Origin of the sequence: Sphingomonas sp. HMP6 (assembly GCF_013374095.1) — a bacterium.
Taxonomy (GTDB): domain Bacteria; phylum Pseudomonadota; class Alphaproteobacteria; order Sphingomonadales; family Sphingomonadaceae; genus Sphingomonas.
Map to the genome: position 1 here is coordinate 1,717,294 of NZ_AP022672.1, position 21,873 is coordinate 1,739,166.

Below are 21,873 nucleotides of genomic sequence, written 5' to 3' on the forward strand. Positions count from 1 at the left end.
GAGAGTTTTGGCGTATCATGTTAAACGGTGTGGGTTTCCTCCTCATTCTCGGATGCGTCTTCGGCAGCTTCTTGATGTCGGGGGGCAAGATGGAGGTTATCCTCCATGCGTTGCCGCACGAGATGATGGCGATCGGCGGAGCTGCAATCGGCGCGTTCATCGTCGGCAATTCGCTGGCGACGGTGAAGGCCGCAGGCAAGGGTCTGCTGCGCTCTTTTAAAGGGTCGCGCTGGAAGGACAGCGATTATCGCGATTTGCTGACGATGATGTTCGGCATCCTGGCCACCTTCAAGAAAGGGGGCGCCACGGGCATCGAACCGCATCTCGACAATCCCGCCGAAAGCAAACTGTTCAAGCCGTATCCGCGGCTGCTCGCCGACCACCATCTGATCGAGTTCATCTGTGATTATTTGCGGATGATGACGATCAACTTCGAAGATCCGAACCAACTCGCCGAAGCGATGGAAAACGATATCGACAAACACCACGCCGAGGAATTGCTGCCGCAAACTGCATTGCAGACGATGGCGGACGGTTTGCCCGCGATCGGCATCGTCGCCGCCGTGCTCGGCGTCATCAAGACGATGGCGTCGATCGACCAGCCGGTCGAGGTGCTCGGCGGGATGATCGGCGGCGCACTGGTGGGCACGTTCCTGGGCGTGCTGCTCGCATATTGCCTGGTCGGACCGCTCGCTTCGAAATTGCTGTCGGTCGTCGAGGACGATTGCAAGCCGTTCGCGATCGCCAAGACCGCGATCCTCGCCCACGCCCAAGGTCTGCCCACACAGGTCGCCATCGACATCGCCCGGCGGATGGTTCCGTCGAGCTTCGCCCCCTCCTTCCAGCAACTCGAGCAAACTCTCGATGAGGCAAAAAATGACCTTAACGCCCAACCCGCCTGATCTCGCACTCGCCACCGATGGGACCGAGGCTGCGGCCGTGGTTCCGAGCATGGCCGCGACTGATCCCGGCACCATCGTGCTGACCGGCCATGCCACGACGGTAACGGCCGAAGCCATTCGGGCGGAGCTAATGCTCGCGGCAGATTGTGCGTCGGCGACCGCGATCGACGCATCGGAGCTGCTCAGTGTCGGTCAAGCTGTGCTGCAACTGCTGATCGCGGCGCGTGAAGACGCCCTGCAAAACGATCATCTGTTTCATTTCACCGGCGCAAGCGCCGCTTTTTCAGAACGCGTCGTTGGCTGCCAACTGGCCGAAGCGATCGGCCTCGAAGCCGGAAAGGAAGTGTCTTTGTGAGCAAACTTATCCTCACCGTCGATGACTCGGCCAGCATGCGAATGCTGCTTAAGACCTCGCTCACCGCACAAGGCTTTCGCATCGAGAGCGCCAATGACGGCGTTCACGGTCTGGAACGGATGCACGACGTCAAACCCGATCTTTTGATTACCGACATCAACATGCCCAAGATGGACGGGTTCGAGTTGATCGAAGCCGTCCGCGCCGTCGCGCACTTTCGCGGCACGCCGATCCTGGTGCTGTCGACCGAATTCTCCGACGAAAAGAAGACCCGCGCCCGTTCGGCCGGGGCGACCGGCTGGATCACCAAGCCGTTCGACGCCGAAAAGCTGGGGGCGGCGATCCGTCGCGTCTGCCCGTGAGCGAGGAACTCGACGAGATCCAAGGCATCTTCTTTGAAGAATGTGCCGAGGGGCTGGCCGTGGCCGAACAGGGGCTGTCGGCAATGGCGGCTGGCGATGTCTCGAAAGAGGTGATCGCTGGCGTGTTCCGTGCGGTGCATTCGATCAAGGGCGGATCCGGCGCATTCGGTCATGAAGCGTTGCGAGCGTTCTCGCACTGCTTTGAAAACGTGCTCGATGAGGTTCGCAGCGGCAAAATTCCGGCGACACCTGCGGTCACCAAGGTCATGCTCACCGCCTTCGACATCCTGACCGATCACGTTTCGGCAGCACAAGGCACGTCACCGCTCCCTGCCGATGCAGCCGCATTGGCGGCGCTTGAGGAAGTGCTGGCGAACAAGGGTGCCGGCGACGAACCGGCCCCCGCCACGGCAGAAGCCGCCCCCGAAGTGGCGGGCGACGAATTCGGGTTCACTCCGGTGATCGCGGCGGTCGAGGATTTCGATCCGTTCGGCTTCGAGCCGGTCGAGGTTTCGCTCGATCTGGAGTCGGATACGCCTGCGCCGTGGATCGTGCATTTCGCGCCGTCGCGCGCCGCGCTCGCCAATGGTGCGGAGCCACTGCTCAGCGTCCGCGAACTCGAGCGGCTGGGTGGCACGATTGTCGGCGTCGATTATTCGGCGTTGCCGCCGTTGCGCGAACTGGATGCGGAAGAGAGCTATCTCGTCTGGATCATGTCGGTCCCGGCGACGATCGAGGAAAGCGCGATCGCCGAATGTTTCGATTTCGTCGCGCCGGATTCGCGCGTCGAGATCACGCGCGAGGAACGCGCGCCGCTCGCCGTGGTGACGCCCGAGCGCGAGCCCGAGCCAGTTGCGGTCGCGCCGACCTTGACCCTGGTCGAGAAGGCCCCTGCAGCGGTGGTACCGGCGGCCGTGCGCGCCGCCGCCGCCCCGCCCGAACCGCGGCCGATGGACCCGGTACAGCAGACCATCCGCGTCGATCTGACCAAGCTCGACATGCTGCTCAACCTGGTCGGCGAGCTCGTGATCCGTGGCTCTATTCTGTCCGACCGGCTGTCTCCGGCCGATCAGGAGCGTGTCGAACTGCCCGAACTCGCACGTCTGACGCGCGAGATTCAGGACAATGTCATGTCGCTGCGCGCGCAGCCGATCCGCCAGGCCTTCTCCCGCGTACCGCGCATGTTGCGCGATCTCGGCGCCGAGACGGGCAAGCAGGTCGTGCTCGAAATCAACGGCGAGACGACCGAAGTCGACAAGGGCGTGATCGAGAAGATCGGCGACCCGCTGACGCACATGATCCGCAATGCCATGGACCATGGCATCGAGCGTCCGGCCGATCGCATCGCCGCGGGGAAGCCTGCCGAGGGCCACATCACCTTGTCCGCCGAACAGAAGGGCGCGCGCATCTTCGTGCGGGTCAGCGATGACGGCAAGGGCATCGACCGCGTCCGCGTGAAGGCAAAGGCGATCGAAAAGGGCATCATCCCTGCCGATGCGGTGCTGTCCGACGAGGAAATCGACCAGCTCATCTGCGCGCCGGGCTTCTCGACCGCAGAGACGATCTCCAGCATTTCCGGCCGCGGCGTCGGAATGGACGTGGTCCGCTCCAACGTCGAGGCGCTGGGTGGCCGGGTGGACATCACGTCGACCCCTGGCGTGGGCACCTGCTTCACGATGATCCTGCCGCTGACGCTGGCCATTCTCGATGGAATGATTGTGCGGCTTGCCGGCCAACGCTTCGTGCTGCCGCTTGCCAACGTGATCGAGACGGTTCGGCCGGAGCCAGGTCAGGTCCGCACGATGACACCCACCAGCGAAGTGATCGAACTGCGCGGTGCCTATCTGCCGGTCAAGCGCCTCACCGACCTGTTCGGCTTCTCGGCCGACACGCGCCGCGATCCCGAGGAATCGCTGGTGATCATCGTCGAGAGCGAGACCGCGGGCAATGTCGGCCTGATGGTCGACACGATCGACGACCGGCGCGAGGTGGTGATCAAGAGCCTCGAGCAGAATCTGCATCCCATTCGCGGCCTCGGCGGCGCGACGATCCTCGGCGACGGCTCAATCGCCCTGATCCTGGACATCGACGCGCTGGTCGCAACGCCCGGCCAGGTAAATTCGAAATTCCCCCTCAAAGGACTGGCAGCATGAGCACTCTCAATACGCCCGGTGAACGCAAGATCGTGACCTTCTCGCTTGGCGAACAGATGTTCGGCATCGACATGAAGGCGCTGATCGAAATCCGCGAATGGGAAGAGCCGACCCCGCTGCCGGGCGTTCCCGCTTTCATCAAGGGCGTCACCAATCTGCGCGGCACCGTCGTTCCGGTCGTCGGCCTGGCCGAGCGGCTGGGATGGACGCCGAGCGTCCTCCACTCGCGCTCATGCATCCTGGTGGTCACGATCGCCGGCAAGCAGGCCGGGTTTCTGGTTGACGAAGTCGCCGACATCATCGTGATCAACGACGACGACGTGCAACCTGCACCCGAAGTCGAGATCGGTGAGCAGAACGTGATCGCCGGGCTGATCCAAGTCGTGCCGCGCGCCCAGGAAGGCGTCGCGTCGGTCGAAGCCGCGGGCATGGTGCTGCTGCTCGATCTCGACGCCCTCAGCCTCACGCGCCATCTCGATCTGGCTGCGTGATGCAAGACGCGGCGACACGCGCCGATGGCGGCGGATCAGGCGCGTTACGCGCATCGGTTTCGGCCGAGCTCGGTAGTGCCGAGTTCGCTGCGATCGCACGGATCATGCAAAGCGATGCGCGGATCCATCTGACATCGGCAAAGACGACATTGGTGCAGTCGCGGCTCAGCCGCCGCTTGCGCGATCATGGTCTGGCGACATTCCGCGATTACATCCGACTGGTCGAGTCAGACCCGGTCGAACGCGGCGCGATGATCGTCGCGCTGACCACCAACCACACGCATTTCTTCCGCGAGAATCACCATTTCGAACATCTCCGCCAGACCACGCTGCCGTGGCTGCAGGAACGGGCGCGGAGCCAGCCGGTGCGGATCTGGTCGGCCGGCTGTTCGAGCGGTGAGGAAGTCTACACGATCGCGATGTGCTTGCTCGGGCAGGACCGCACTTCCGCAGCGTGGCTACGCCATGGCGACGTGCGGCTGCTGGCCACCGATCTTGCGCCGCATGTGGTGGAAAGCACGCGACGCGGCGTCTATTCGGCGGAGTCTATCGAACCGGTGCCCGCCGCCTATCGCGCGAATTGGATCCGGCCCGCCGGTGCCGATTTCGTGATGGCGGAAGAGGCCCGTTCGCTGGTCACCGCGCGGGTGTTGAACCTGTTCGATCAGTGGCCGATGCGCCAGCAATATGACGTCATCTTCTGTCGCAACGTCATGATCTATTTCGACGAAGCCGCCAAAGAAGAGCTCGAGGCACGCTTCGTCGGAATGCTCGCGCCAGGCGGCTATCTGTACATTGGGCATTCCGAACGGCTGATCGGTCCCGCGACCAGCGGCATGACCAATTGCGGCCAAACGATTTATCGTAAACCTACTGGAGCAGTGCGATGAGCGGCACTCCTGTCCGCGTCCTGATCGTCGATGACAGCCCGTCGATGCGGGCCGCCCTCAAACGGATTCTGTCCGCCGATCCCGAGATCGAAGTCATCGGCGTGGCCCCCGAACCCAATGCGGCACGCACGATGATCAAGGATCTCAATCCCGACGTGTTGACCCTCGACATCGAAATGCCGGGGATGGACGGCCTGTCCTTCCTCGAGCGGATCATGCGTTTGCGCCCAATGCCGGTCGTGATGTGCTCGACCCTCACCGCGCGCGGCGCGGAGGCGACGATCGAGGCGCTGCGTCTCGGCGCGGTCGATTGCATCGCCAAACCGACCGGCAATCCGCTGGAGATCGAACTCGACGCGGCACGCCTGTGCGCAACCGTGAAGGGTGCCGCACGATCGACCGCGCGCCGGGCGCCGGATCGTATCGTTCCGGTCAAACCGTCCGCTCCCGGATCGCTGCGCGACGTGGTAATCGCGATTGGCGCGTCCACCGGTGGAGTTGAGGCGCTGTTCTCCATCCTGAAGGCGTTGCCGAGCGACTGCCCGCCGATCCTGATCGTCCAGCACATGCCCGCCGCCTTCACCCCGGGCTTTGCCGCTCGGCTCGACAAAGAATGCGCGCTGCGCGTCGTCGAAGCCAGTGACGGCACCCCGATCGCACGTGGAACCGTCTATATTGCACCAGGGGGACACACGCACATGGAGCTTGCAGGCGGCATTCACGGTCGGATCAAGCTTCGGCCCAGCGATCCCGTCGGCGGACACCGGCCGTCAATCGATGTGCTTTTGCATTCGGTGAGCCAGCTCGGCGCAGCCGCGGTCGGCGTGATGCTGACCGGCATGGGGTCGGACGGCGCGCAAGGGATGCTCGCGATGCGGGCGGCCGGCGCGCGAACGCTCGGTCAGAGCAAGGAAACGTGCGTGGTCTACGGAATGCCGCGCGCAGCGTTCGCTTTGGGCGCGGTCGATCGGGAAGTCGATCTATCAGCAATGGCCGAGGCGATCCTCGGCGCTTGCCGCAAGTAAGTTTGGGAGCGATCGATGCCAGCCGCAGCAGCAATAAAAGTGATGGTGGTCGACGATCAGACCAGCATGCGCGCCATGATCCGCCGAACGCTGCAGGATCTTGGTTTCAAGGATATTCGTGACAAAGCGGGGCCGGTCGAGGCGCTCGGCGCGATCCGCTCGGATCGCGTCCACTTGATCATCTCCGATTACAACATGCCCGACATGGACGGACTCCAGTTCCTCGAGGAGGTCCGCAAGGATCCCGTGATCGGGAAAACCGTGTTCATCATGCTCACCGGCTCCGCCGATCGCGAGATCGTGCAGAAAGCTGCGGGGCTGGGTGTCAACAACTACGTCGTAAAGCCGTTTTCCGCTGCCGCGCTCAAAGAAAAGATCGAGCGCGTGTTCGGCGAGTTGACCTGATCCGATGCGCCGCGTCTCCATCATCCAGGGTGAAAACCACGTCTCGGGCGAGCCCGATCTCATCATCTCGACGCTGCTCGGCTCGTGCGTGTCGGTATGCCTGCAGGATTCGGTCGGTCGCGTCGGCGGCATGAACCATTTCCTGCTCGGCGAGCCGGGCAAGGACGATCAGGTCAGCCACCGCGACATGGCGCGCTACGGCGTGCATGCCATGGAATTGCTGATCAACGAGCTGATGCGCAGAGGCGGCGTCAGATCGCGGTTCCGCGCGCATCTCTACGGTGGCGCCAACATCGTCGCCGGCCTCGGCTCGATCGGCAGCAGTAATGCCGCCTTCGCCCGCCGCTTCATGGAGACGGAAGGAATTGCGATCGGCCATTGCGATCTGGGCGGCACTCAAGCCCGGCGCGTGGAATTCGTGCCGTACGAGGGCAAGGCACGCTGCCGCGCCGTCGCCGAAATTCCCAAGATCATCGCCGCACCGGTTCTGCCGGTCAGCAATGATGGCGATCTCGAGCTGTTCTGATGAGCGCTCGACCGTATCTCCTCCCTCTCGAACGGGCACTATAGAGCATGGCACATATCGACGATCTTGCCGCGTCGCTCTACGTGGCAATTGCAGCGGAAATTCGCGACATGCGCGCCCTGATCGAGCATCTCGCGGACACGCTTGTGTCCGACGAGGCGTTTGCGATGGCCTATATGGAGCAGCTCCAGACCTTCGACCTGGTGATTCAGCGCGCCGATGAAAGCGCCGATCTGATCGACCGCATGGCGGGGGGATCGGGGTCGCTCGACGCGATCAGCAAGGTGCGTTTGGGCATTGTCCAGGACAGGTTACGTTCCGCGCTATCGATCGCAGCCTAGACCGCCATGGCCCGCTCCCCCAAGGCGAACCAACCAACGATCGTCATTCGCAAGATCAAGAAGGGCGGCCACGCGGCGCATCATGGCGGCGCGTGGAAGGTGGCCTATGCCGATTTCGTTACGGCGATGATGGCGTTCTTCATGCTGTTGTGGCTGCTCGCCAATCCGGACAAGCAGCGGTTGAAGGGACTGGCCGAATATTTCTCCCCTGCCTCACCCAACGCATCGTCATCGACGACGTTGACCAGCAATCCCGGCGATCAGCCCGGGCTGGGCGGCCGCACGCGCCGCGCGCAGGCGGACAGCAAAACCTCGACCGGGCAGCCCGCTTCAGAATCCGCCAAAAGCGGCATCTCGCGCGGCGGCACCGCCAACATCCCCGACGCATCGATGCGCGTGATGGCACAGGAAATGCGCGTCGCGCTGGAAGCCGCGGCGTCCGGACAAGGCGCGCAGGATAGCATCAAGGTCGAGCCGGATCGTGACGGCGTGCGCATCAGCCTGATGGACACGGCGAGACGCCCGATGTTCATCGGCACGACGGCTGTGCTCAACCCCTTCGCCACGGCAATGCTTGGAGCGGTGACGCGAAAGTTGACGAAATCGGGCGCGCAAATCGCGATCGAGGGGCATACCGACGCCACCGGCGGGCAAAGCGAAGCGAACTGGCGCTTGTCGGCGGAACGCGCGCTGGCCGCGCGATCGGCAATGATCGCGGCGGGACTGACGCCGGATCGCTTCGCCGAAGTCGTCGCGCTGGCAGGCACGCAGCCGGTCTATCCCGGCGAGCCGACCCGACCGGAAAATCGCCGGATCACCATCGTCGCGCTGGGAGCCGCGCCAGCGCTGCCCAGCGACGCCAGTTTCAAGTTCTGATCGGGTCTTCGGTGAAAACAGCCCTCCTCATCCCAATCCTTCTGTCCGCCGGCGTCGGCGTCGGCGGCGGCGCGGCGTTCGGCTTGCGCCAGCTGCTGCCCACCCCGGCCGCAGCGGAGCGGCAAGCCCCGCGCCCGAAGATCGAAACCGCCTTCGTCCCCACAGGCAAGATTCTGGCACCGCTGGTTTCGGCGGATGGTCGCTTGGCCGGCTATGTATCGTTCGAAGTGCAGTTGGAGACCGCGGACGGTGACGTCGAATTCGTCACCGCCCGGCTGCCACTGCTGATGGATGCAATCAACATGCGCACGTTCCGCACGCCCATGTCGAGTGGACCGGGCGGAATGCTTCCCGATCTCGCGGTGTTTCGCAAGGTCGTGATGGCCTCCGCCGCCGAAGCGTTCGGCGGCAAAGTCGTGCGGCGCGCGGTGATCATGCAGGCGACGCCGGCATGACCCCCGGCACCACCGCACCACCCCCGGTAGAAATAGGAGTTGCTCCGATGACCCCATCGCCGCTCATGCCCAACGATAGCGCCATGGCGCAGCGTGAAGCCCGCCTGACGACGATCCTGTTGATCGCGCGTTTGTCCACCGAGAGTCGCGACGATCTGTGCCGCGTGCGCAACCTGTCCTCGGGTGGCATGCGGATCGAAACGCTCTCCCCGGTCTCGATGGGCGCGCGGGCGAGTGTCGAGCTGAAGAACGGCGCGACCGTTGAAGGCGTCGTCGTATGGTCCAAACACCCCGAAATCGGGCTGCGTTTCGATCAGCCGGTGGATATCTCCGAGTTGCTGAAGCCGCCGGTTCGCAATGCCGCGGCGCATTTGCCGCGTTCGCTGCGCCTGGCAACCCGCTGCCCGGTGATCGTACGACGCGACGGGCATCTCATGTCGGGTGTTCTGAAGGACATTTCGCTGGGGGGCGCGCGCATATCACTGAGCGGAACCGCGCGCGCTGGCGACCAGGTGATGCTGGGCATCCCGGGGTTGGATTCGCGGCGCGCCACGGTCCGCTGGGCCAAATCCGGCTTGGTTGGTCTGGCGTTCTCGGAGGTAATCGCGTTCGAGGAACTCTCGCGTTGGTTGTCGACCGAACAGCGCCAGACGGCGGTCGTTGACGAACCCCTCAGCCCGACCCGCCAAAGCTCCTGATCAGCGACCCCGCAACCAGCGCCCACCCATCGACCAGCACGAAAAAGATGATCTTCATCGGTAACGCGATCGTTGGCGGCGGCAGCATCATCATACCCATCGCCATCAGCACGGCCGACACCGCCAGATCAATGATCAGGAACGGCAGCAACAGCAGGAACCCGATCTCAAACGCGCGGCGCAATTCGGAGATCATGAAGGCCGGCATCAACGTGGTGAGCGGCATCTCCGCGCGCGTCACCGGCGGTTGTCCCGACAGATCGACAAACATTTGCAGATCGTCATTGCGGACATGCTTCAGCATGAACTGACGGAACGGTTCGGACGTCCGCACGAACGCCTGCTTTTCGGTGAGCCTGCCCTCGGTATAAGGTGTCACTCCCTTTTCGTACGCCTGCTGGAAAGTGGGTGCCATGACGAAGAAGGACAGGAACAGCGCGAGGCTGATCAGCACCGGGTTGGGCGGGACGCCCGGCGCGCCGATCCCGGTGCGCAGCAGCGATAGCGCCACGACGATGCGCGTGAACGACGTCACCGTCATCAGGATTCCGGGTGCCAGGCTCAGCACCGTCAGCATCATGACGAGCGTGATCGCCTGCCCGGACACCGACCCCTTGCCGAGGTCGACCGAGGCGGACTGGGCGAGCGCCGCCGTCGGCAGCATGACCGCCAGCGTAAACAACAGGATGCGGAGTTTACGCATGCCGCACCCCTCGCCTGGCGGCGTGCGCCTTTCGGGCGGCCTTGCGGCTCGGCTTGCGTGACGTGCTGGAGCGCAGCGGCACGGGCGGATCGTGGAAAATCGGGGGTGCCGCCACGGCAAAGGCGGCGTTCGGGCCGGTCACCCGCCGGATCGTCGCTTGCACCTGGGCCGAAACGTGCCGCTGCTGGCGCGCCAGCAGGCGTCGTGCGTTATGCACAGTGCCATATGCCGCTCGGGCCGCCGCCCCCACCTGCATAAGTGCGCGTCGCGCGGATAGCGACAGCGGCGTTGATCGCCGAGCGAGAGATCGACCGACGTCTATCCTCAGCGCGTCGAACGATGCTGCTCGACGGACACAGCATTTGCCCATGGCAACAAAAGTTTCCAAGGGGTTAACCGCCAGGGGATCGACCCGCTTCGATCTCGCCCAAACTGCCGCACACGCGCCGCCAAGGCGCGCGCCCTGCTGGCGAGCGTCGCGCAGGATACGGCCTGCGATCGGTCGCAGCGCGATTGGCGGCGGGATCGGTAAATCCTTGGCGCGTGCGCGTGCGGACGCGATACCGGCGACGAACCGCGCGACCATGCGTCCGAGTTCGCCACCAAAGGGACTGGCACGCTTGCGCGCGTGGTCGACCAGCGTGCCGAAACTTTGGCCGGCAGCGGCGAGCTCCGCGCGGAACTGCGGCACTGCACGCGGCAGCGCGTCTGCAATCGCTGCGGTGGCCGCGACGTCCGCCGCGTCTCGAACGACCGCGCTTTCAAGGATCAAATGCCCCTCCGGCGCGATCAGGATGAGGTGTTCGCGCCCGTCGCGGCGAAGCAGCGCAACTGAGCGGCGCGCATCCAGCGGCAACCGCTCGACCAGTTCGAGCCGGCTGACGCGCAACATGCCGGTCCGTCCCGGCAAGCGAATGTCGTACCGACGCACCATCCACAGCGCCGCGCTCATTATGCCAAGGACGGTCGCGAGGCCGCCCAGGGTGCGTACGATCGATGCGAGATCCATTAGCTGCGCGCCCGCTGGACGATCTCGGTCACCTCAAGCGACATCTGGTCGCCGTCGACCAGCACCTTCCCGCGCGCGACGAGTTCGTCATTCACATAGACGAGCGTCGGATCGTCATGCCCGCAATCGAGCGGGATCATCGCGCCGCGGCCCATTTTCAGGATCTGCCGGATCGGTACCTGGGCCGAGCCCAGGACGACCGACATATCGACATAAATGCTCTCGAGAACGGACATGGCCAAAAAGCTCCTTTCCATCGTTATAGGAAAATCTTTCCGGCATACGGCCCGGGCTAGGCAATATTTGCCTATAACGGGGAAGTGCGCCGAACGGGCGCCGGAGGCTGAACCATGGATTTGAAAACGACGATGGCGGTTTCCGCATCGGGATTGCGTGCGCAATCGCTGCGCATGCGGGTGATCGCCGAAAATCTGGCGAATGCGGATTCGGTCGCGCGGACGCCGGGCGGCGATCCGTATCGCCGACGGCTCCCGACCTTTTCCTCCGAAGTCGACCGCCAGACCGGCGCGGCGGGGGTAAAGGTTGATTCGATCCAGTCGGACAAGAGCGACTTCCAGCGGGTCTATCAGCCGGGCAGCCCGGCCGCCGACGCCAATGGTTATGTCAAGAAGCCCAACGTCAATTCCCTGGTCGAAGGCGCCGACATGAAGGCGGCGCAGCGCTCGTACGAAGCCAATCTCAGCGCGATCGAAGCGGCCAAGAGCCTGACGATGCGCACCATCGACCTCCTCAAATAAGGAACCGGATCATGTCGATCGGAGCATTAGAAGCAACTTCGGCCTATGGCCGCATTCTCGGCACGACCAAGATCCCGAAGATCGCCGAAACCGAAACCACGCCGGGCGCTGGCGGCGGCTTTGGCGGGATGGTCGAAAAGCTCGTTGCCGACGCCGCCACCAACATGCGCGCCGCCGAAAGCGCCAGCGCCAAGCAAGTCGCGGGCAAAGGCGATCTGATCGACGTAGTGACCGCGGTCGGCGCTGCCGAAACCGCGCTCGACACCGTCGTCGCGGTGCGCGACCGGATGGTAAACGCCTATTCCGAAATCATGCGCATGCAGATCTGACACGCCATGACTCCGTTCGACGCGATGGAGCTGGCGAAAGCCGGCATGATCCTGGTGCTGACGATCGTCGGCCCGATGCTGATCACCTCGCTCGTGGTCGGGGTCGTGATCGGCCTGTTCCAGGCGCTGACCCAAGTGCAGGAAATGACGCTGACCTTCGTGCCCAAATTGCTGGCGATCGGGGTGGTGATGCTGTTGTCGCTGCCGATGATCGGCCATGCGCTGTCGAATTTCATGACGCAGCTCGCGGCCATGATCGTGTCGCACTGACATGGAATTGCTCCCGGTCGAAGGCACTGGCTTCCTGATCCTCTTCGTGCGGGTGGGGGCGGTGCTAATGTTGCTGCCGGTCTTCTCCGACGATGCCATTCCCGCCAAGATCCGACTGATGCTCTCGCTCGGCATGACGGCGGGCCTATGGGGTCTGCTCGGGCCGCGCATCATGCCGCTGGCGCAGAACAGCGCGGGGTTGCCCGGCATCATCATTGCCGAATTTCTCACCGGTCTTGCGATCGGGATGATCATCAAGATCATGTTTCTGGCCGCCGCGATGGCGGGGTCGATCATCAGCTTGCAAGTCGGCCTATCCTCCGCATTGATCAACGATCCGTCGCAAGGCGGCCAGGCCACGGTCCTGTCGAAACTGATGACCGTCGCGGCGGCGGTGGTGTGCATGGGCATGGGCGTCCATCACCTGTGGATCATCGCGATCGTGCATTCCTACGCGATGTTCCCGGTCGGCGGACTGCCGCCCGCTGGCGACTTCGCGCAGCTCGCGATCCTCACCATCGGCAAGGCGATGAGCCTGTCGATCAGCCTCGCCGCACCCCTGCTGATCTACGGCATCGTCTTCAACATGGCGCTCGGCCTGTCGGCGCGCCTTGCGCCCGCGATCCAGGTCTTCTTCATCGCGCAGCCGCTCAACCTGCTGCTTGGCCTGGGGCTGTTCGCGATGCTCATCGGTACGATCCTGACGACCTTTGCTTCGGCGATGGTCGATTGGCTGCAAACGGGATTGGTCTGACGATATGGCCGACAAGGACCAGAAGACCCAGGATCCAACCGACAAGAAGCTCAGCGACGCGCGCGCCAAGGGCGACGTCGCAACCTCGACCGAGATGCGACACGCGGTGATGTTCATCGCGATGATCATCGTGGCAGGCGGCCTCGGCAGTTGGACGCTGACACAGCTCGGACCGATGCTGGTACGGCTGTGGGGCAGCGCCGACGATTATGCGCTGGAACCCGCCGGCGCGCAGGCGTTCGCTACCGGTGTCGCGCTGGCGGTACTGCAGGGGCTAGCGCCTATTCTCGCGCTTCTGTTTGGCTTCGCCCTGCTGATCCTGTTCGTGCAGGGGCGCCCGACGTTGTCCTGGTCGCGGGTCACGCCGAAATTTTCGAAACTCAACCCCATCACCGGGGTCGGCCGGATGCTCGGCCTGCGCGCATTGATCGAATTCGCCAAGACATTCGCCAAGTTCGTCATGGTCATCACGATCGCCATTCTGGTCGTCCGTCCGCGGCTGATCGGGCTCGACCAATTGGTCGGTGCCGAGCCGCTGACCATCGCCGAGGCGGCGGGTGATATCGTCGGCGCGATGATCAAATCGGTCGCGATGCTGGTCGGCGCGCTGGCCGCGTTCGATTTTATCTATCAGCGCCGCTCCTTCTTCAACCGCATGAAAATGTCGCTGCAGGAAGTGAAAGACGAACATAAACAAAGCGAAGGCGACCCCAAGATCAAGGCGAAGATCCGGCAGATCGGCATTCAGCGCGCACGGCGGCGCATGATGGCAGCGGTGCCGACCGCGAGCGTGATCGTCACCAACCCGACGCATTATGCGGTCGCGCTGAAATACGAACATGGCACGATGGCCGCGCCGGTGGTGGTGGCAAAGGGCATGGACGAGATCGCGCTGCGCATCCGCGACGTGGCGAAGGCGGCGGGCGTGCCGATCATCGAAAGCCCCCCGCTGGCGCGCGCACTCTATGCCAGCGCGATGATCGACCGGCCGATCCCGACCGAGCATTTTAAGGCCGTGGCCGAGATCATCGGCTATGTCATGCGGTTGGCCAAGAAGCGGGCGTAAGCGCGCGACCGTTACGGTCAGACGATGTATTCGTGCTTGGCCAGTTCGATCCGGACGCGGAGTTCGATGTCCTTGAGCAACGTGGCAAGCTCGGGGTCCTGCGGTGCATGCTCCTCGGCCGCCCAGGCGGCGACTTCCTCCAGCCGCTCGACCGGCGGAAGACCCGCCGCAAGCGCCCGGTCGAGGCTTTCGAGCGCCCGCAAACCGCGCTCGGCATCGGCCGCGACCCGGCGGCGCCGCTCGATCGACGGTTCCGCCGTGGCGAGCGTCACCAGCATCTCGACGCTGACGGGCTGCGCAACCGGTGTCGCGGGGGACGTCGGCACCGCAGCCTTCTCCGCCACGGCGAACTCGGCTGCTTTCGGCAAGGCCGTTTGCAGCAGATTAGCCACGAGCGCGGGATTGGCGGTGATGCGCAAGGTTTCTCCTGTCCGCGCGGCAATGCCAGCGCATACTATCCTATAAGAAACTAACGACACTATTTCCACGAATTCGGAGTGTTTTATGCGTTTGGCCCATCTTACGATGGCGTTTCTCCTTTCACTCACCGCGACGCTGGTTCCAGCGACGGCGCAGGCAGGGCCACGCATCAAGGACATCGTCGACATCGAGAACGTCCGCCCCAACCAGCTTGTCGGTTACGGCCTGGTGGTCGGGCTGGCGGGCACAGGCGACCGGATGCGTAACGCGCCGTTCACGGAGGAATCGATGCAGGCAATGCTCGAGCGGATGGGCGTCAACATCCGCGGCACCAGGATGCAGACCCAGAACGTCGCCGCGGTGTCGATCTCCGCCACAATGCCGCCCTTCGCGCGCGCCGGATCGCAGATCGACGTGCAGATTTCCTCGCTCGGCGATGCGAGCAGCCTGCAGGGCGGCACCTTGCTCGTCTCCTCGCTGCGCGCGCTCGACGGGGAAATCTATGCGGTGGCGCAAGGCCCCGTCGCTCTCTCGGGCTTCAAGGCGCAGGGCGCGGGGGCGAGCATCACGCGCGGCGTCACCACGTCGGCGCGGATCGCCGGGGGCGCGATCGTCGAGCGCGAGGTCAATTTCGCCTTCAAATCGGCAACCAGCCTGAAGCTGGCGCTGAAAAACCCCGATTTCACCACCGCACAGCGCATCGCCGCCGCGATCAACGGTCGCTTCGGCGGTGCCGCCGAAGTGCTCGACCCGGCGACAGTCGAGGTGTCGGCGCGAGGGGATCTCGGCGGATCGATGATCAATCTGGTCTCGGCAATCGAGAATCTCGAAGTCACCGTCGACCAGCGTGCGCGGATCGTCATCAACGAGGCGTCGGGCACGGTTGTCATGGGCACAGACGTCAAGATCAGCCCGGTCGCCATTGCGCAGGGCGGCCTGACGATCAGCATCTCGGAAACCCCCGTCGCCTCGCAACCCGCGCCTTTCTCGAACGGCACGACGGAAGTGCTGCCACGCACGAAGATCGCGGTCGATGACGGCGGCGGCAAGTCGCTCGCCATTCTGGGCGGCGGCACCTCGCTGCAATCGCTGGTCAGTGGGTTAAACCGCCTCGGCGTCAGCCCGCGCGACCTGATCACGATCCTGCAAGCGGTCAAAAGCGCGGGCGCGCTTCAGGCCGATATCGAGGTGCAATGATGTCCCTGCCCCCCGTTACCACGCCTTCTGCGGCCGCCCCTGCCGCGCTTGGCCCGAAGCTGCCAACGGCCAAGCAGACCGCCGAGAAATTCGAAGCGGTCTTCCTCGGCCAGATGACGCAGCTGATGATGGAGAGCGTCGAGATGGGCGATCAATTCTCCGGCGGGCACGGCGAGGCGATGTTTCGCGGCGTGCTGGCCGAGAAGCTCGGCACCGAAATGGCCAAGACCGGCGGGATCGGCCTGGCGCCGTCCGTGCTGGCGCAGATTATCAAGATGCAGGGAGAATCCGGCCATGGCCAGTGAGTTCATCGACACCATCGTATCGCTGACCGCAATCATGGAAGAAGAGACCGCGCGGCTGTTGTCGCCGGTCCGGCACCGCGATTTCGCCGAGATGGCGGCTGCAAAGATCAAGCTGGTCGCTACGCTCGAGACGATGACGGCCGCGCATGAGCGGACCGGGACAGACTGGATGGCAACGCTCGATGATGAGGGGCGTGAGGCGCTGAGCGCCGCGATTCGTCATCTCGGGGCCGCCGCCCAGGTCAATGCCCGCGTCCTGGAACGCCAGATCGACTTGTCGACCGAAATGATGGGTGCGGTCGCCACCGAAGCGCGCCGCCTGTCGGGGACGCGCAGCGCGATTTACGGCGCGAGCGGCATCGTATCGCGGACCGAAGTGGCGACCCCGATTTCGGTGAATGCGAGTTTGTGAGCGCTGATTAAAATCGTCCGTTCGTGTCGAGCGAAGTCGAGACACACGTAGTAGCGTACGTGTGGGGTTTCTCGACTGCGCTCGAAACGAACGTGTTCTAAGGCCTCAGCCAGTCCTACTGCTTCCCGATCGCCGCCTTCAGCAAGCCGATCTGCTTGCGATACAGGCTGGTCATCGTGGCGAAATCGGCCTGGATCTGGCCCATTTTGAGCAATTGATCCTCGATCACGACATTATTGCCGTCGGGCTTGGTTTCGGACACGTCGCGGTCGGCGACCACATTCCCCGCCATGATCTGATGCGCGCCGAGCGCGGTCATCCCGCTGGTCAGCGTGATGTGCGGCCGCGCGACGGCAGGCTTGCCGGTATCTTGCGCCGACAGCAGGCTCGAGAAGTTCGGCGGGTTGACCTCACGCGCCTTGAAGCCCGGCGTTTCGCTATTGGCGATGTTCTGCGCGATCACGCGCTGGCGTTCGGACAAATTCTTCATCGCCACGCCAATTCCGGCGAGCAGTGGGGGAGTCGAAACCGGCATGATCAAAATCCCGTATAGCCGCCGAGGGTATTGTCGGCGGCCGGCGTCAACCGCGCGAGCGCCGATTTGTAACTGGCGAGTTGCGCCGCTTGCGCGGGTGTCATGGCACCGGCGCCCGGCTTGACGCCGTCGGTGAGCCGCGCCTTTCCGTCATCCCAATATAGCGAGCGATAGGCGGTCTGCGTCGTGGAGATCGCGCTCTTGATGATGGTCAGCGTCGCCGCCGCATCCTTGCTGGTCGAGAGATTGAGCGCCTCGGTCAGGGCGAGGCCGAAATTGCCGCCCGGCCGCACTTTCGGCGCGCCGCGCGCGGCGATGACAGGGACGGCCAGACGCGTCGGATTGAGCCCGAGCTTCTCGAGCGCATCCTTGCCCGGAGCACCGGCGACCAGCGCGACCGAGGAACCGGCCTTGGCATCGATCCGCAATACCATCGAACCCGACACGATCGCGGTCGCGACCACTGCCTTGGACCCGGTCAAACCGCGAATGCGGTCGGCCAGCGTGGTCAGCGTATCGTCCGCCTGGATTACGACCTTCTTCGCCGCGCCACCCTGAATGCGCAACGAGAATTCATCGCCGGCGCGCAAGCTGGTTTGCGCCACGAGCTTGATCGAAGCCTCGGGATTGAGCGCGCCACGGTGAAGCCCGAGCGCGCCGAGGACGGTATCGCCCCCCGCCCCGGCGGAGATGCGGACGGGTTCGGTCCGGAGTGATATCTGGCCAAACTGCGTAACGTTTTCGATCGCGCCGCTGGTGGCATCGATCCGGCCGACGAAACCGTCGACCGAGCCGCGCTTTGCTCCGTCGAGCGCGCCGGTGGTCCGTCCGCCGACATACAGCGCGCCGTTGACGAAGGCGACGCTGTCGACCTGATCGTCGGCCGCGGTGGCGACATAGGAGGTGCTGGCGCTATTGAGCGCACTGTCGATCCGGGTGACGAAACCATCGCGGCCGCCGCCGAGGCTGTTGGCTTGCGCGCCGGCGAGCGCCGCGCTGGTCGAGCCTGCCACCGCGATCGTGCCGTCGCTGGCGACCGCAATCGCGCGCGCATCGGCCTGGCCGAGCGAGAGGCTGCCGAGATCGCTGCTGATCGACGTCGCGCTGATGCTGCGCAAGCGCGCTTCACCGCTCTGATTGGTCAGCGCGAGCAGGTTTCCGTCCGCGCCGATCGCCAGCGCGGTCACGCTATCGGTCCCGCCGCCGTCGATCGTGCGGCGTTCCTGCAGCTTTCCGGCGGAATCGATCCGGGCGAGGAAGGCGTCGCCATTGCCGGTGGCGGATTTGCCGCCGACGAAAACCGTCCCGTCCGTGCCGACCGCAATCGCATTCGCGCGGTCGGCGCCGGCGGCATGGATGACCGTGGCGAAACGTTCGTCGCCCAGCGCGGAAAAGCGCGCGACGACCATGTCGCCGTCGCTACTCACGCCGTCGAAGCTGCCATTGACCGTTCCCGCGACGGTGACGTCGCCATTGGCGGCGACCGCTACGGCGGCGCCTTGCGCGCCGCCAGACGCGCCGAGGCTGCGCTGCCACACGATCGCGCCTTCGCTGTTCAATTTGGTCAGGAACAGATCCTGCGTCCCGCCCGGCCGGTTGGATTGAAGATTGCCGTCCGAGGTGCCGACGGCATAACTGAAGCCCGATGCATCCGTCGCGATCGCCTGTGTCGTCGTATTCGCCTGCACCGGACCGGGCGGCGCCACTGCCGGCGGGGTCACCCCCGCGATCGGCTTCAACGCGGGCGGCTTGACGTAGGTGAGCTTGGCGCGGTCGGTCGCGGCCTGATCGATGCCAGCGATCGTCGCGAGCGGCTTGCGCGTCATCTCGCCCGTTAGGTCGTCGATCCGCAGGAGCTGCGTCACGGTCGGTGCATCGAGCGCGGTCTGGCCGCTGGCGACGACGAGCGAATCGGGCGCGCCGACTTGATCGATCGACACACGCTCGGCCCCATTGGGGGCTTGCACCGAAAAGCCCCATTTGTCGGATTTCTTGTCGGGTACGAAATGCACCAGCCAGCGCGGGCTGGGATTACCGTCCTTGTCGAGCACAACTGACCCGTCCGGATTGCGCAGCGGAATCGCGTTGATCGCCGCATTGATTGCGGTCGCGACGGAATCGAGCGTCGGCGGCTGCGGAGTCTGGGCAAGATCGATCACGACGATATCGCTCGCCCCCGGCTTGTCGAGCGCGATGCGAAACACCTCATTCCCACTCAGGCCCGGCAGCGGTGAATCGCGCTTGTCGAGAATTCCGGTCCCGCTGAATTTGGTCGGATCGGACGATGCAACCGACACCGTTTCGGCGCGGCGCGTAGGCAGCGCGAACGACAATTCGACCTTGTCTGCTTTAGCCTGCCCGAGGAAGGTCTGGAGGTCGGCCAGCCCGTTGCCGAACGCCGCCTGCAGCGAGGTACGTTCCGCGTCCGTCGTCGTCGTCCGGGCGGCAGCGGTGGCGAGTAGCTGCAGCTTGGCCAGCGCCTTATAGGCGGTAAAGGTCGTCTCCACGTCGGGCGACCCGGCCGTCGGTGAGGTTGCGTTTGTGTCGACGATGCTCTTCAGCGCCTTGATCGCCGAGACCTGCGCCGACTCCGGTGTCTTGGCCGCTGCCTGCTTCCACGGCGGGGTGGTGGGCGCGAGTGTGAACTGCGCCTTGGCCTTGCGCACGGCAAGCGACTCGGCCGCGGTCGGCACCCCGAAATCGGTATAGCTGTTCGTGCCCGTCAGCATCGAAAGGGCGCTCAGCCCGCTAGAAAGATTTATCGTCACGACATTGTCGCTCTGGCTCCGCGCTGCTCATCTATCCTATAATAGAGGCATCCACCGACGCCGCTGCGCGTTAACCCTCAATATATGTCTGGATGCCGAATGAGCATGATGGCGCCAATCGCCCAGCCGGCCGAACTCAAGAAATTTTCCGGGCAGGAACGCGCTGCGGCGCTGATGCTCGCACTCGGCAAGGACCATGGCGCGCCGATCTGGGAATTGCTGACCAACGACGAAGTCCGCGAACTCTCCGCCGCGATCGCGCAGCTCGGACGCGTGCCATCGACTGTAGTCGAGCATCTGCTCGTGCAGTTTTCGGGAGAAATTTCGAGCATGGCATCGCTCCATGGCTCGTTCGAAACGACCGAGCGGCTGCTCGACGGCATCCTCCCCGAGGACCGCGTCAAGGAAATCATGGAAGATATCCGCGGCCCCTCCGGCCGGACGATGTGGGACAAACTGTCCAATGTCAGCGAAACCGTGCTCGCGACGTATCTGAAGAACGAATATCCGCAGACGGTCGCGGTGATCCTGAGCAAATTAAAGCCCGATCACGGGGCGCGCGTGCTCTCCGAACTACCACGCGAACTGTCGGTCGACGTCATCTTGCGGATGTTGCGGATGGACACGGTGCAGAAGAAAGTGCTGGTCGAGGTAGAGACCACGCTCAAGACCGAATTCATGAGCAATCTGTCGCGATCGCAGCGGCGCGACCCGCACGAGACGATGGCCGAAGTGTTCAACGCGCTCGACCGCGCGACCGAGGAAGCGATGCTGACCGCACTCGACGAAAAGGCGCCCGAAGCCGCCGAACGCATCCGCGCGTTGATGTTCACGTTCGAGGATCTCGGTAACCTCATGCTGCCAGCCATCGCGACGATCGTCCGCAATGCCGACAAGCGCGAAATGGCGCTGGCGCTAAAGGGTGCGCCGCCCACGATGCGGGAGCTGTTCTTCTCGGGCATGACCGAACGATCGGCCAAGCTGCTGAAGGAAGACATGGCTGGCATGGGTCCGGTGCGCGCGCGCGAATGTGAAGAAGCGCAGAGCGCGCTGGTGCGCTTGGCCAAATCGCTCGCCGACAGCGGCCAGATCATGCTGGTCGATCCCAAGAACGACGATGCGATGATTCTGTAACCGCGCCATGAACCCGGGATATACGATGGACTCGTCCTTCCACATCAAACCGTTCGCCTTCGACCGCGTCTTCGCCATGCAAAAGGGCGCGCAGGTGCCGAACGCGGCGGACAATATCGAAACGATCATCGTGCTGCGCGCCGAGATCGACCTGCTGAAGGCGCAGCTCGAAACCGCCACCGCCGTGGCACGCGCCGACGGCTTCGAAGGCGGTCTCGCCCAGGCCCGCAACGAGACCGCCGCGGCAATGCTCGCCGCGACCGATGCGCTGCACGCCTCGATCGAGGCGGTCGAACAGGAATTCGAGGAAATCGAACGGCGAACCTCGCGCGCTGCGGCCGACGTGGCGCTTGCCGCCGCCGATGGATTGGCCGCGCGCGCCCTGGCCGCCGACCCCGCGCTCGCGATTGACGACGCGATCGGGCGCGTGCTCACGCAAGTGGCGCGCGGTCAGGAACTGCAGATTCGCGTCCACCCCGCGCTGATCGAAGCGACCGAGGCGCTGATCGCCGGACGGCAGAGCCGCGACCGGCGCCGCCTGTCGCTGACCGTCATCGCCGACGATACGCTGGCGATCGGCGATGCGTTGATCTCATGGGAGCAAGGCGGCTTGACCCTCGATGCCGCCGCGCGGCGTGCCGCGATCCTGACCGAGCTTGGCCTGGACGAGGCAGGCCGGGACCAAAACGCCGCTTGACGGCAAGAATTACCTACCCGGCAAAATCTTCCGCCCA

29 protein-coding genes are annotated in these 21,873 nt (G+C 64.3%); 23 read left to right on the top strand and 6 right to left on the bottom strand.

Features of this window, described 5'->3' with window-relative positions; genetic code table 11:
* The first annotated feature begins 17 nt into the window (after window positions 1-17).
* Genes motA through HMP06_RS08575 form a run of 13 tightly spaced genes read left to right on the top strand, consistent with a single transcriptional unit; the run spans window position 18 to window position 9,479 of the window.
* Window positions 18-902, top strand: a complete 885-nt coding sequence (gene motA, locus HMP06_RS08515; protein ID WP_176496701.1) for a flagellar motor stator protein MotA — start codon at window positions 18-20, stop codon at window positions 900-902.
* A gap of 49 nt (window positions 903-951) precedes the next feature.
* On the top strand, window positions 952-1,257 hold the full coding sequence (locus tag HMP06_RS08520; protein WP_176496702.1) for an STAS domain-containing protein: 306 nt from the start codon (window positions 952-954) through the stop codon (window positions 1,255-1,257).
* Window positions 1,254-1,619: a response regulator gene (locus HMP06_RS08525; protein ID WP_176496703.1), complete on the top strand. Its 366-nt coding sequence runs from the start codon at window positions 1,254-1,256 to the stop codon at window positions 1,617-1,619. The genes HMP06_RS08520 and HMP06_RS08525 overlap by 4 nt, the downstream gene beginning before the upstream one ends.
* Window positions 1,616-3,772, top strand: coding sequence for a chemotaxis protein CheA (locus tag HMP06_RS08530; RefSeq protein WP_176496704.1), 2,157 nt, complete (start codon window positions 1,616-1,618; stop codon window positions 3,770-3,772). The genes HMP06_RS08525 and HMP06_RS08530 overlap by 4 nt, the downstream gene beginning before the upstream one ends.
* Window positions 3,769-4,263: a chemotaxis protein CheW gene (locus HMP06_RS08535; protein WP_176496705.1), complete on the top strand. Its 495-nt coding sequence runs from the start codon at window positions 3,769-3,771 to the stop codon at window positions 4,261-4,263. The genes HMP06_RS08530 and HMP06_RS08535 overlap by 4 nt, the downstream gene beginning before the upstream one ends.
* Window positions 4,263-5,153 (top strand): CheR family methyltransferase, encoded by an 891-nt coding sequence (locus tag HMP06_RS08540; RefSeq protein ID WP_176498442.1) that lies wholly within the window; start codon window positions 4,263-4,265, stop codon window positions 5,151-5,153. The genes HMP06_RS08535 and HMP06_RS08540 overlap by 1 nt, the downstream gene beginning before the upstream one ends.
* The gene (locus tag HMP06_RS08545; protein ID WP_176496706.1) at window positions 5,150-6,178 is read left to right on the top strand and encodes a protein-glutamate methylesterase/protein-glutamine glutaminase; all 1,029 of its coding nucleotides are present in this window, start codon (window positions 5,150-5,152) and stop codon (window positions 6,176-6,178) included. The genes HMP06_RS08540 and HMP06_RS08545 overlap by 4 nt, the downstream gene beginning before the upstream one ends.
* A gap of 15 nt (window positions 6,179-6,193) precedes the next feature.
* Entirely contained in the window at window positions 6,194-6,583 is a 390-nt protein-coding gene (locus tag HMP06_RS08550; protein ID WP_176496707.1) for a response regulator, read from the top strand.
* Between the two features lie 4 nt (window positions 6,584-6,587).
* Entirely contained in the window at window positions 6,588-7,109 is a 522-nt protein-coding gene (locus tag HMP06_RS08555) for a chemotaxis protein CheD (RefSeq protein ID WP_176496708.1), read from the top strand.
* 47 nt (window positions 7,110-7,156) lie between these two features.
* Window positions 7,157-7,450: a hypothetical protein gene (locus HMP06_RS08560; RefSeq protein WP_176496709.1), complete on the top strand. Its 294-nt coding sequence runs from the start codon at window positions 7,157-7,159 to the stop codon at window positions 7,448-7,450.
* A gap of 6 nt (window positions 7,451-7,456) precedes the next feature.
* A complete protein-coding gene (locus tag HMP06_RS08565) occupies window positions 7,457-8,326 on the top strand; it encodes a flagellar motor protein MotB (protein WP_176496710.1) in 870 nt (289 codons plus the stop codon).
* A gap of 11 nt (window positions 8,327-8,337) precedes the next feature.
* A complete protein-coding gene (locus tag HMP06_RS08570) occupies window positions 8,338-8,781 on the top strand; it encodes a hypothetical protein (protein WP_176496711.1) in 444 nt (147 codons plus the stop codon).
* A gap of 47 nt (window positions 8,782-8,828) precedes the next feature.
* The gene (locus HMP06_RS08575) at window positions 8,829-9,479 is read left to right on the top strand and encodes a PilZ domain-containing protein (RefSeq protein WP_176496712.1); all 651 of its coding nucleotides are present in this window, start codon (window positions 8,829-8,831) and stop codon (window positions 9,477-9,479) included.
* Here the strand turns inward: HMP06_RS08575 and fliP are convergent.
* The 3 genes from fliP to HMP06_RS08590 are packed head-to-tail and all read right to left on the bottom strand — an operon-like array spanning window position 9,454 to window position 11,427.
* Entirely contained in the window at window positions 9,454-10,182 is a 729-nt protein-coding gene (gene fliP, locus HMP06_RS08580) for a flagellar type III secretion system pore protein FliP (RefSeq protein ID WP_176496713.1), read from the bottom strand. The two genes, HMP06_RS08575 and fliP, sit on opposite strands and share 26 nt — an antisense overlap.
* Window positions 10,175-11,191: a flagellar biosynthetic protein FliO gene (locus tag HMP06_RS08585; protein WP_176496714.1), complete on the bottom strand. Its 1,017-nt coding sequence runs from the start codon at window positions 11,189-11,191 to the stop codon at window positions 10,175-10,177. Before HMP06_RS08585 ends, fliP begins: the two co-directional genes overlap by 8 nt.
* Window positions 11,191-11,427 (bottom strand): FliM/FliN family flagellar motor switch protein, encoded by a 237-nt coding sequence (locus HMP06_RS08590; RefSeq protein WP_176496715.1) that lies wholly within the window; start codon window positions 11,425-11,427, stop codon window positions 11,191-11,193. The genes HMP06_RS08585 and HMP06_RS08590 overlap by 1 nt, the downstream gene beginning before the upstream one ends.
* Window positions 11,428-11,541: 114 nt before the next feature.
* Here HMP06_RS08590 and flgC point away from each other — a divergent pair, with 114 nt between their 5' ends.
* Genes flgC through flhB form a run of 5 tightly spaced genes read left to right on the top strand, consistent with a single transcriptional unit; the run spans window position 11,542 to window position 14,368 of the window.
* Window positions 11,542-11,949, top strand: a complete 408-nt coding sequence (gene flgC, locus HMP06_RS08595; RefSeq protein ID WP_176496716.1) for a flagellar basal body rod protein FlgC — start codon at window positions 11,542-11,544, stop codon at window positions 11,947-11,949.
* Between the two features lie 11 nt (window positions 11,950-11,960).
* The gene (locus tag HMP06_RS08600; protein ID WP_176496717.1) at window positions 11,961-12,278 is read left to right on the top strand and encodes a flagellar hook-basal body complex protein FliE; all 318 of its coding nucleotides are present in this window, start codon (window positions 11,961-11,963) and stop codon (window positions 12,276-12,278) included.
* 6 nt (window positions 12,279-12,284) lie between these two features.
* Window positions 12,285-12,548, top strand: a complete 264-nt coding sequence (locus tag HMP06_RS08605) for a flagellar biosynthetic protein FliQ (protein WP_176496718.1) — start codon at window positions 12,285-12,287, stop codon at window positions 12,546-12,548.
* 1 nt (window position 12,549) lies between these two features.
* Window positions 12,550-13,302: a flagellar biosynthetic protein FliR gene (gene fliR, locus HMP06_RS08610; protein ID WP_176496719.1), complete on the top strand. Its 753-nt coding sequence runs from the start codon at window positions 12,550-12,552 to the stop codon at window positions 13,300-13,302.
* 4 nt (window positions 13,303-13,306) lie between these two features.
* Window positions 13,307-14,368, top strand: coding sequence for a flagellar biosynthesis protein FlhB (gene flhB, locus HMP06_RS08615; protein ID WP_176496720.1), 1,062 nt, complete (start codon window positions 13,307-13,309; stop codon window positions 14,366-14,368).
* A 17-nt stretch (window positions 14,369-14,385) separates the two neighbouring features.
* Here the strand turns inward: flhB and HMP06_RS08620 are convergent, their stop codons facing one another.
* Window positions 14,386-14,787: a flagellar assembly protein FliX gene (locus tag HMP06_RS08620; RefSeq protein WP_176496721.1), complete on the bottom strand. Its 402-nt coding sequence runs from the start codon at window positions 14,785-14,787 to the stop codon at window positions 14,386-14,388.
* A gap of 106 nt (window positions 14,788-14,893) precedes the next feature.
* On the opposite strand from HMP06_RS08620, the gene HMP06_RS08625 reads away from it, so the two are divergent.
* The 3 genes from HMP06_RS08625 to HMP06_RS08635 are packed head-to-tail and all read left to right on the top strand — an operon-like array spanning window position 14,894 to window position 16,702.
* Window positions 14,894-15,985 carry a flagellar basal body P-ring protein FlgI gene (locus HMP06_RS08625; protein WP_176496722.1) on the top strand — a complete coding sequence of 364 codons (1,092 nt, stop codon included), beginning with the start codon at window positions 14,894-14,896 and terminating at the stop codon, window positions 15,983-15,985.
* Window positions 15,985-16,290 (top strand): rod-binding protein, encoded by a 306-nt coding sequence (locus HMP06_RS08630; RefSeq protein ID WP_176498443.1) that lies wholly within the window; start codon window positions 15,985-15,987, stop codon window positions 16,288-16,290. The genes HMP06_RS08625 and HMP06_RS08630 overlap by 1 nt, the downstream gene beginning before the upstream one ends.
* Window positions 16,280-16,702 carry a flagellar biosynthesis protein FlgN gene (locus HMP06_RS08635; RefSeq protein ID WP_176496723.1) on the top strand — a complete coding sequence of 141 codons (423 nt, stop codon included), beginning with the start codon at window positions 16,280-16,282 and terminating at the stop codon, window positions 16,700-16,702. The genes HMP06_RS08630 and HMP06_RS08635 overlap by 11 nt, the downstream gene beginning before the upstream one ends.
* Before the next feature lie 115 nt (window positions 16,703-16,817).
* Here the strand turns inward: HMP06_RS08635 and HMP06_RS08640 are convergent, their stop codons facing one another.
* Complete coding sequence (locus HMP06_RS08640; protein ID WP_176496724.1) at window positions 16,818-17,237, bottom strand: flagellar basal body protein; 420 nt, start codon at window positions 17,235-17,237, stop codon at window positions 16,818-16,820.
* A gap of 2 nt (window positions 17,238-17,239) precedes the next feature.
* Entirely contained in the window at window positions 17,240-20,005 is a 2,766-nt protein-coding gene (locus HMP06_RS08645) for a hypothetical protein (RefSeq protein ID WP_176496725.1), read from the bottom strand.
* A gap of 99 nt (window positions 20,006-20,104) precedes the next feature.
* Here HMP06_RS08645 and fliG point away from each other — a divergent pair, with 99 nt between their 5' ends.
* The gene (gene fliG / locus HMP06_RS08650; RefSeq protein ID WP_176496726.1) at window positions 20,105-21,139 is read left to right on the top strand and encodes a flagellar motor switch protein FliG; all 1,035 of its coding nucleotides are present in this window, start codon (window positions 20,105-20,107) and stop codon (window positions 21,137-21,139) included.
* 7 nt (window positions 21,140-21,146) lie between these two features.
* Window positions 21,147-21,836: a FliH/SctL family protein gene (locus tag HMP06_RS08655; RefSeq protein WP_232089929.1), complete on the top strand. Its 690-nt coding sequence runs from the start codon at window positions 21,147-21,149 to the stop codon at window positions 21,834-21,836.
* The last annotated feature ends 37 nt before the right edge of the window (window positions 21,837-21,873 follow it).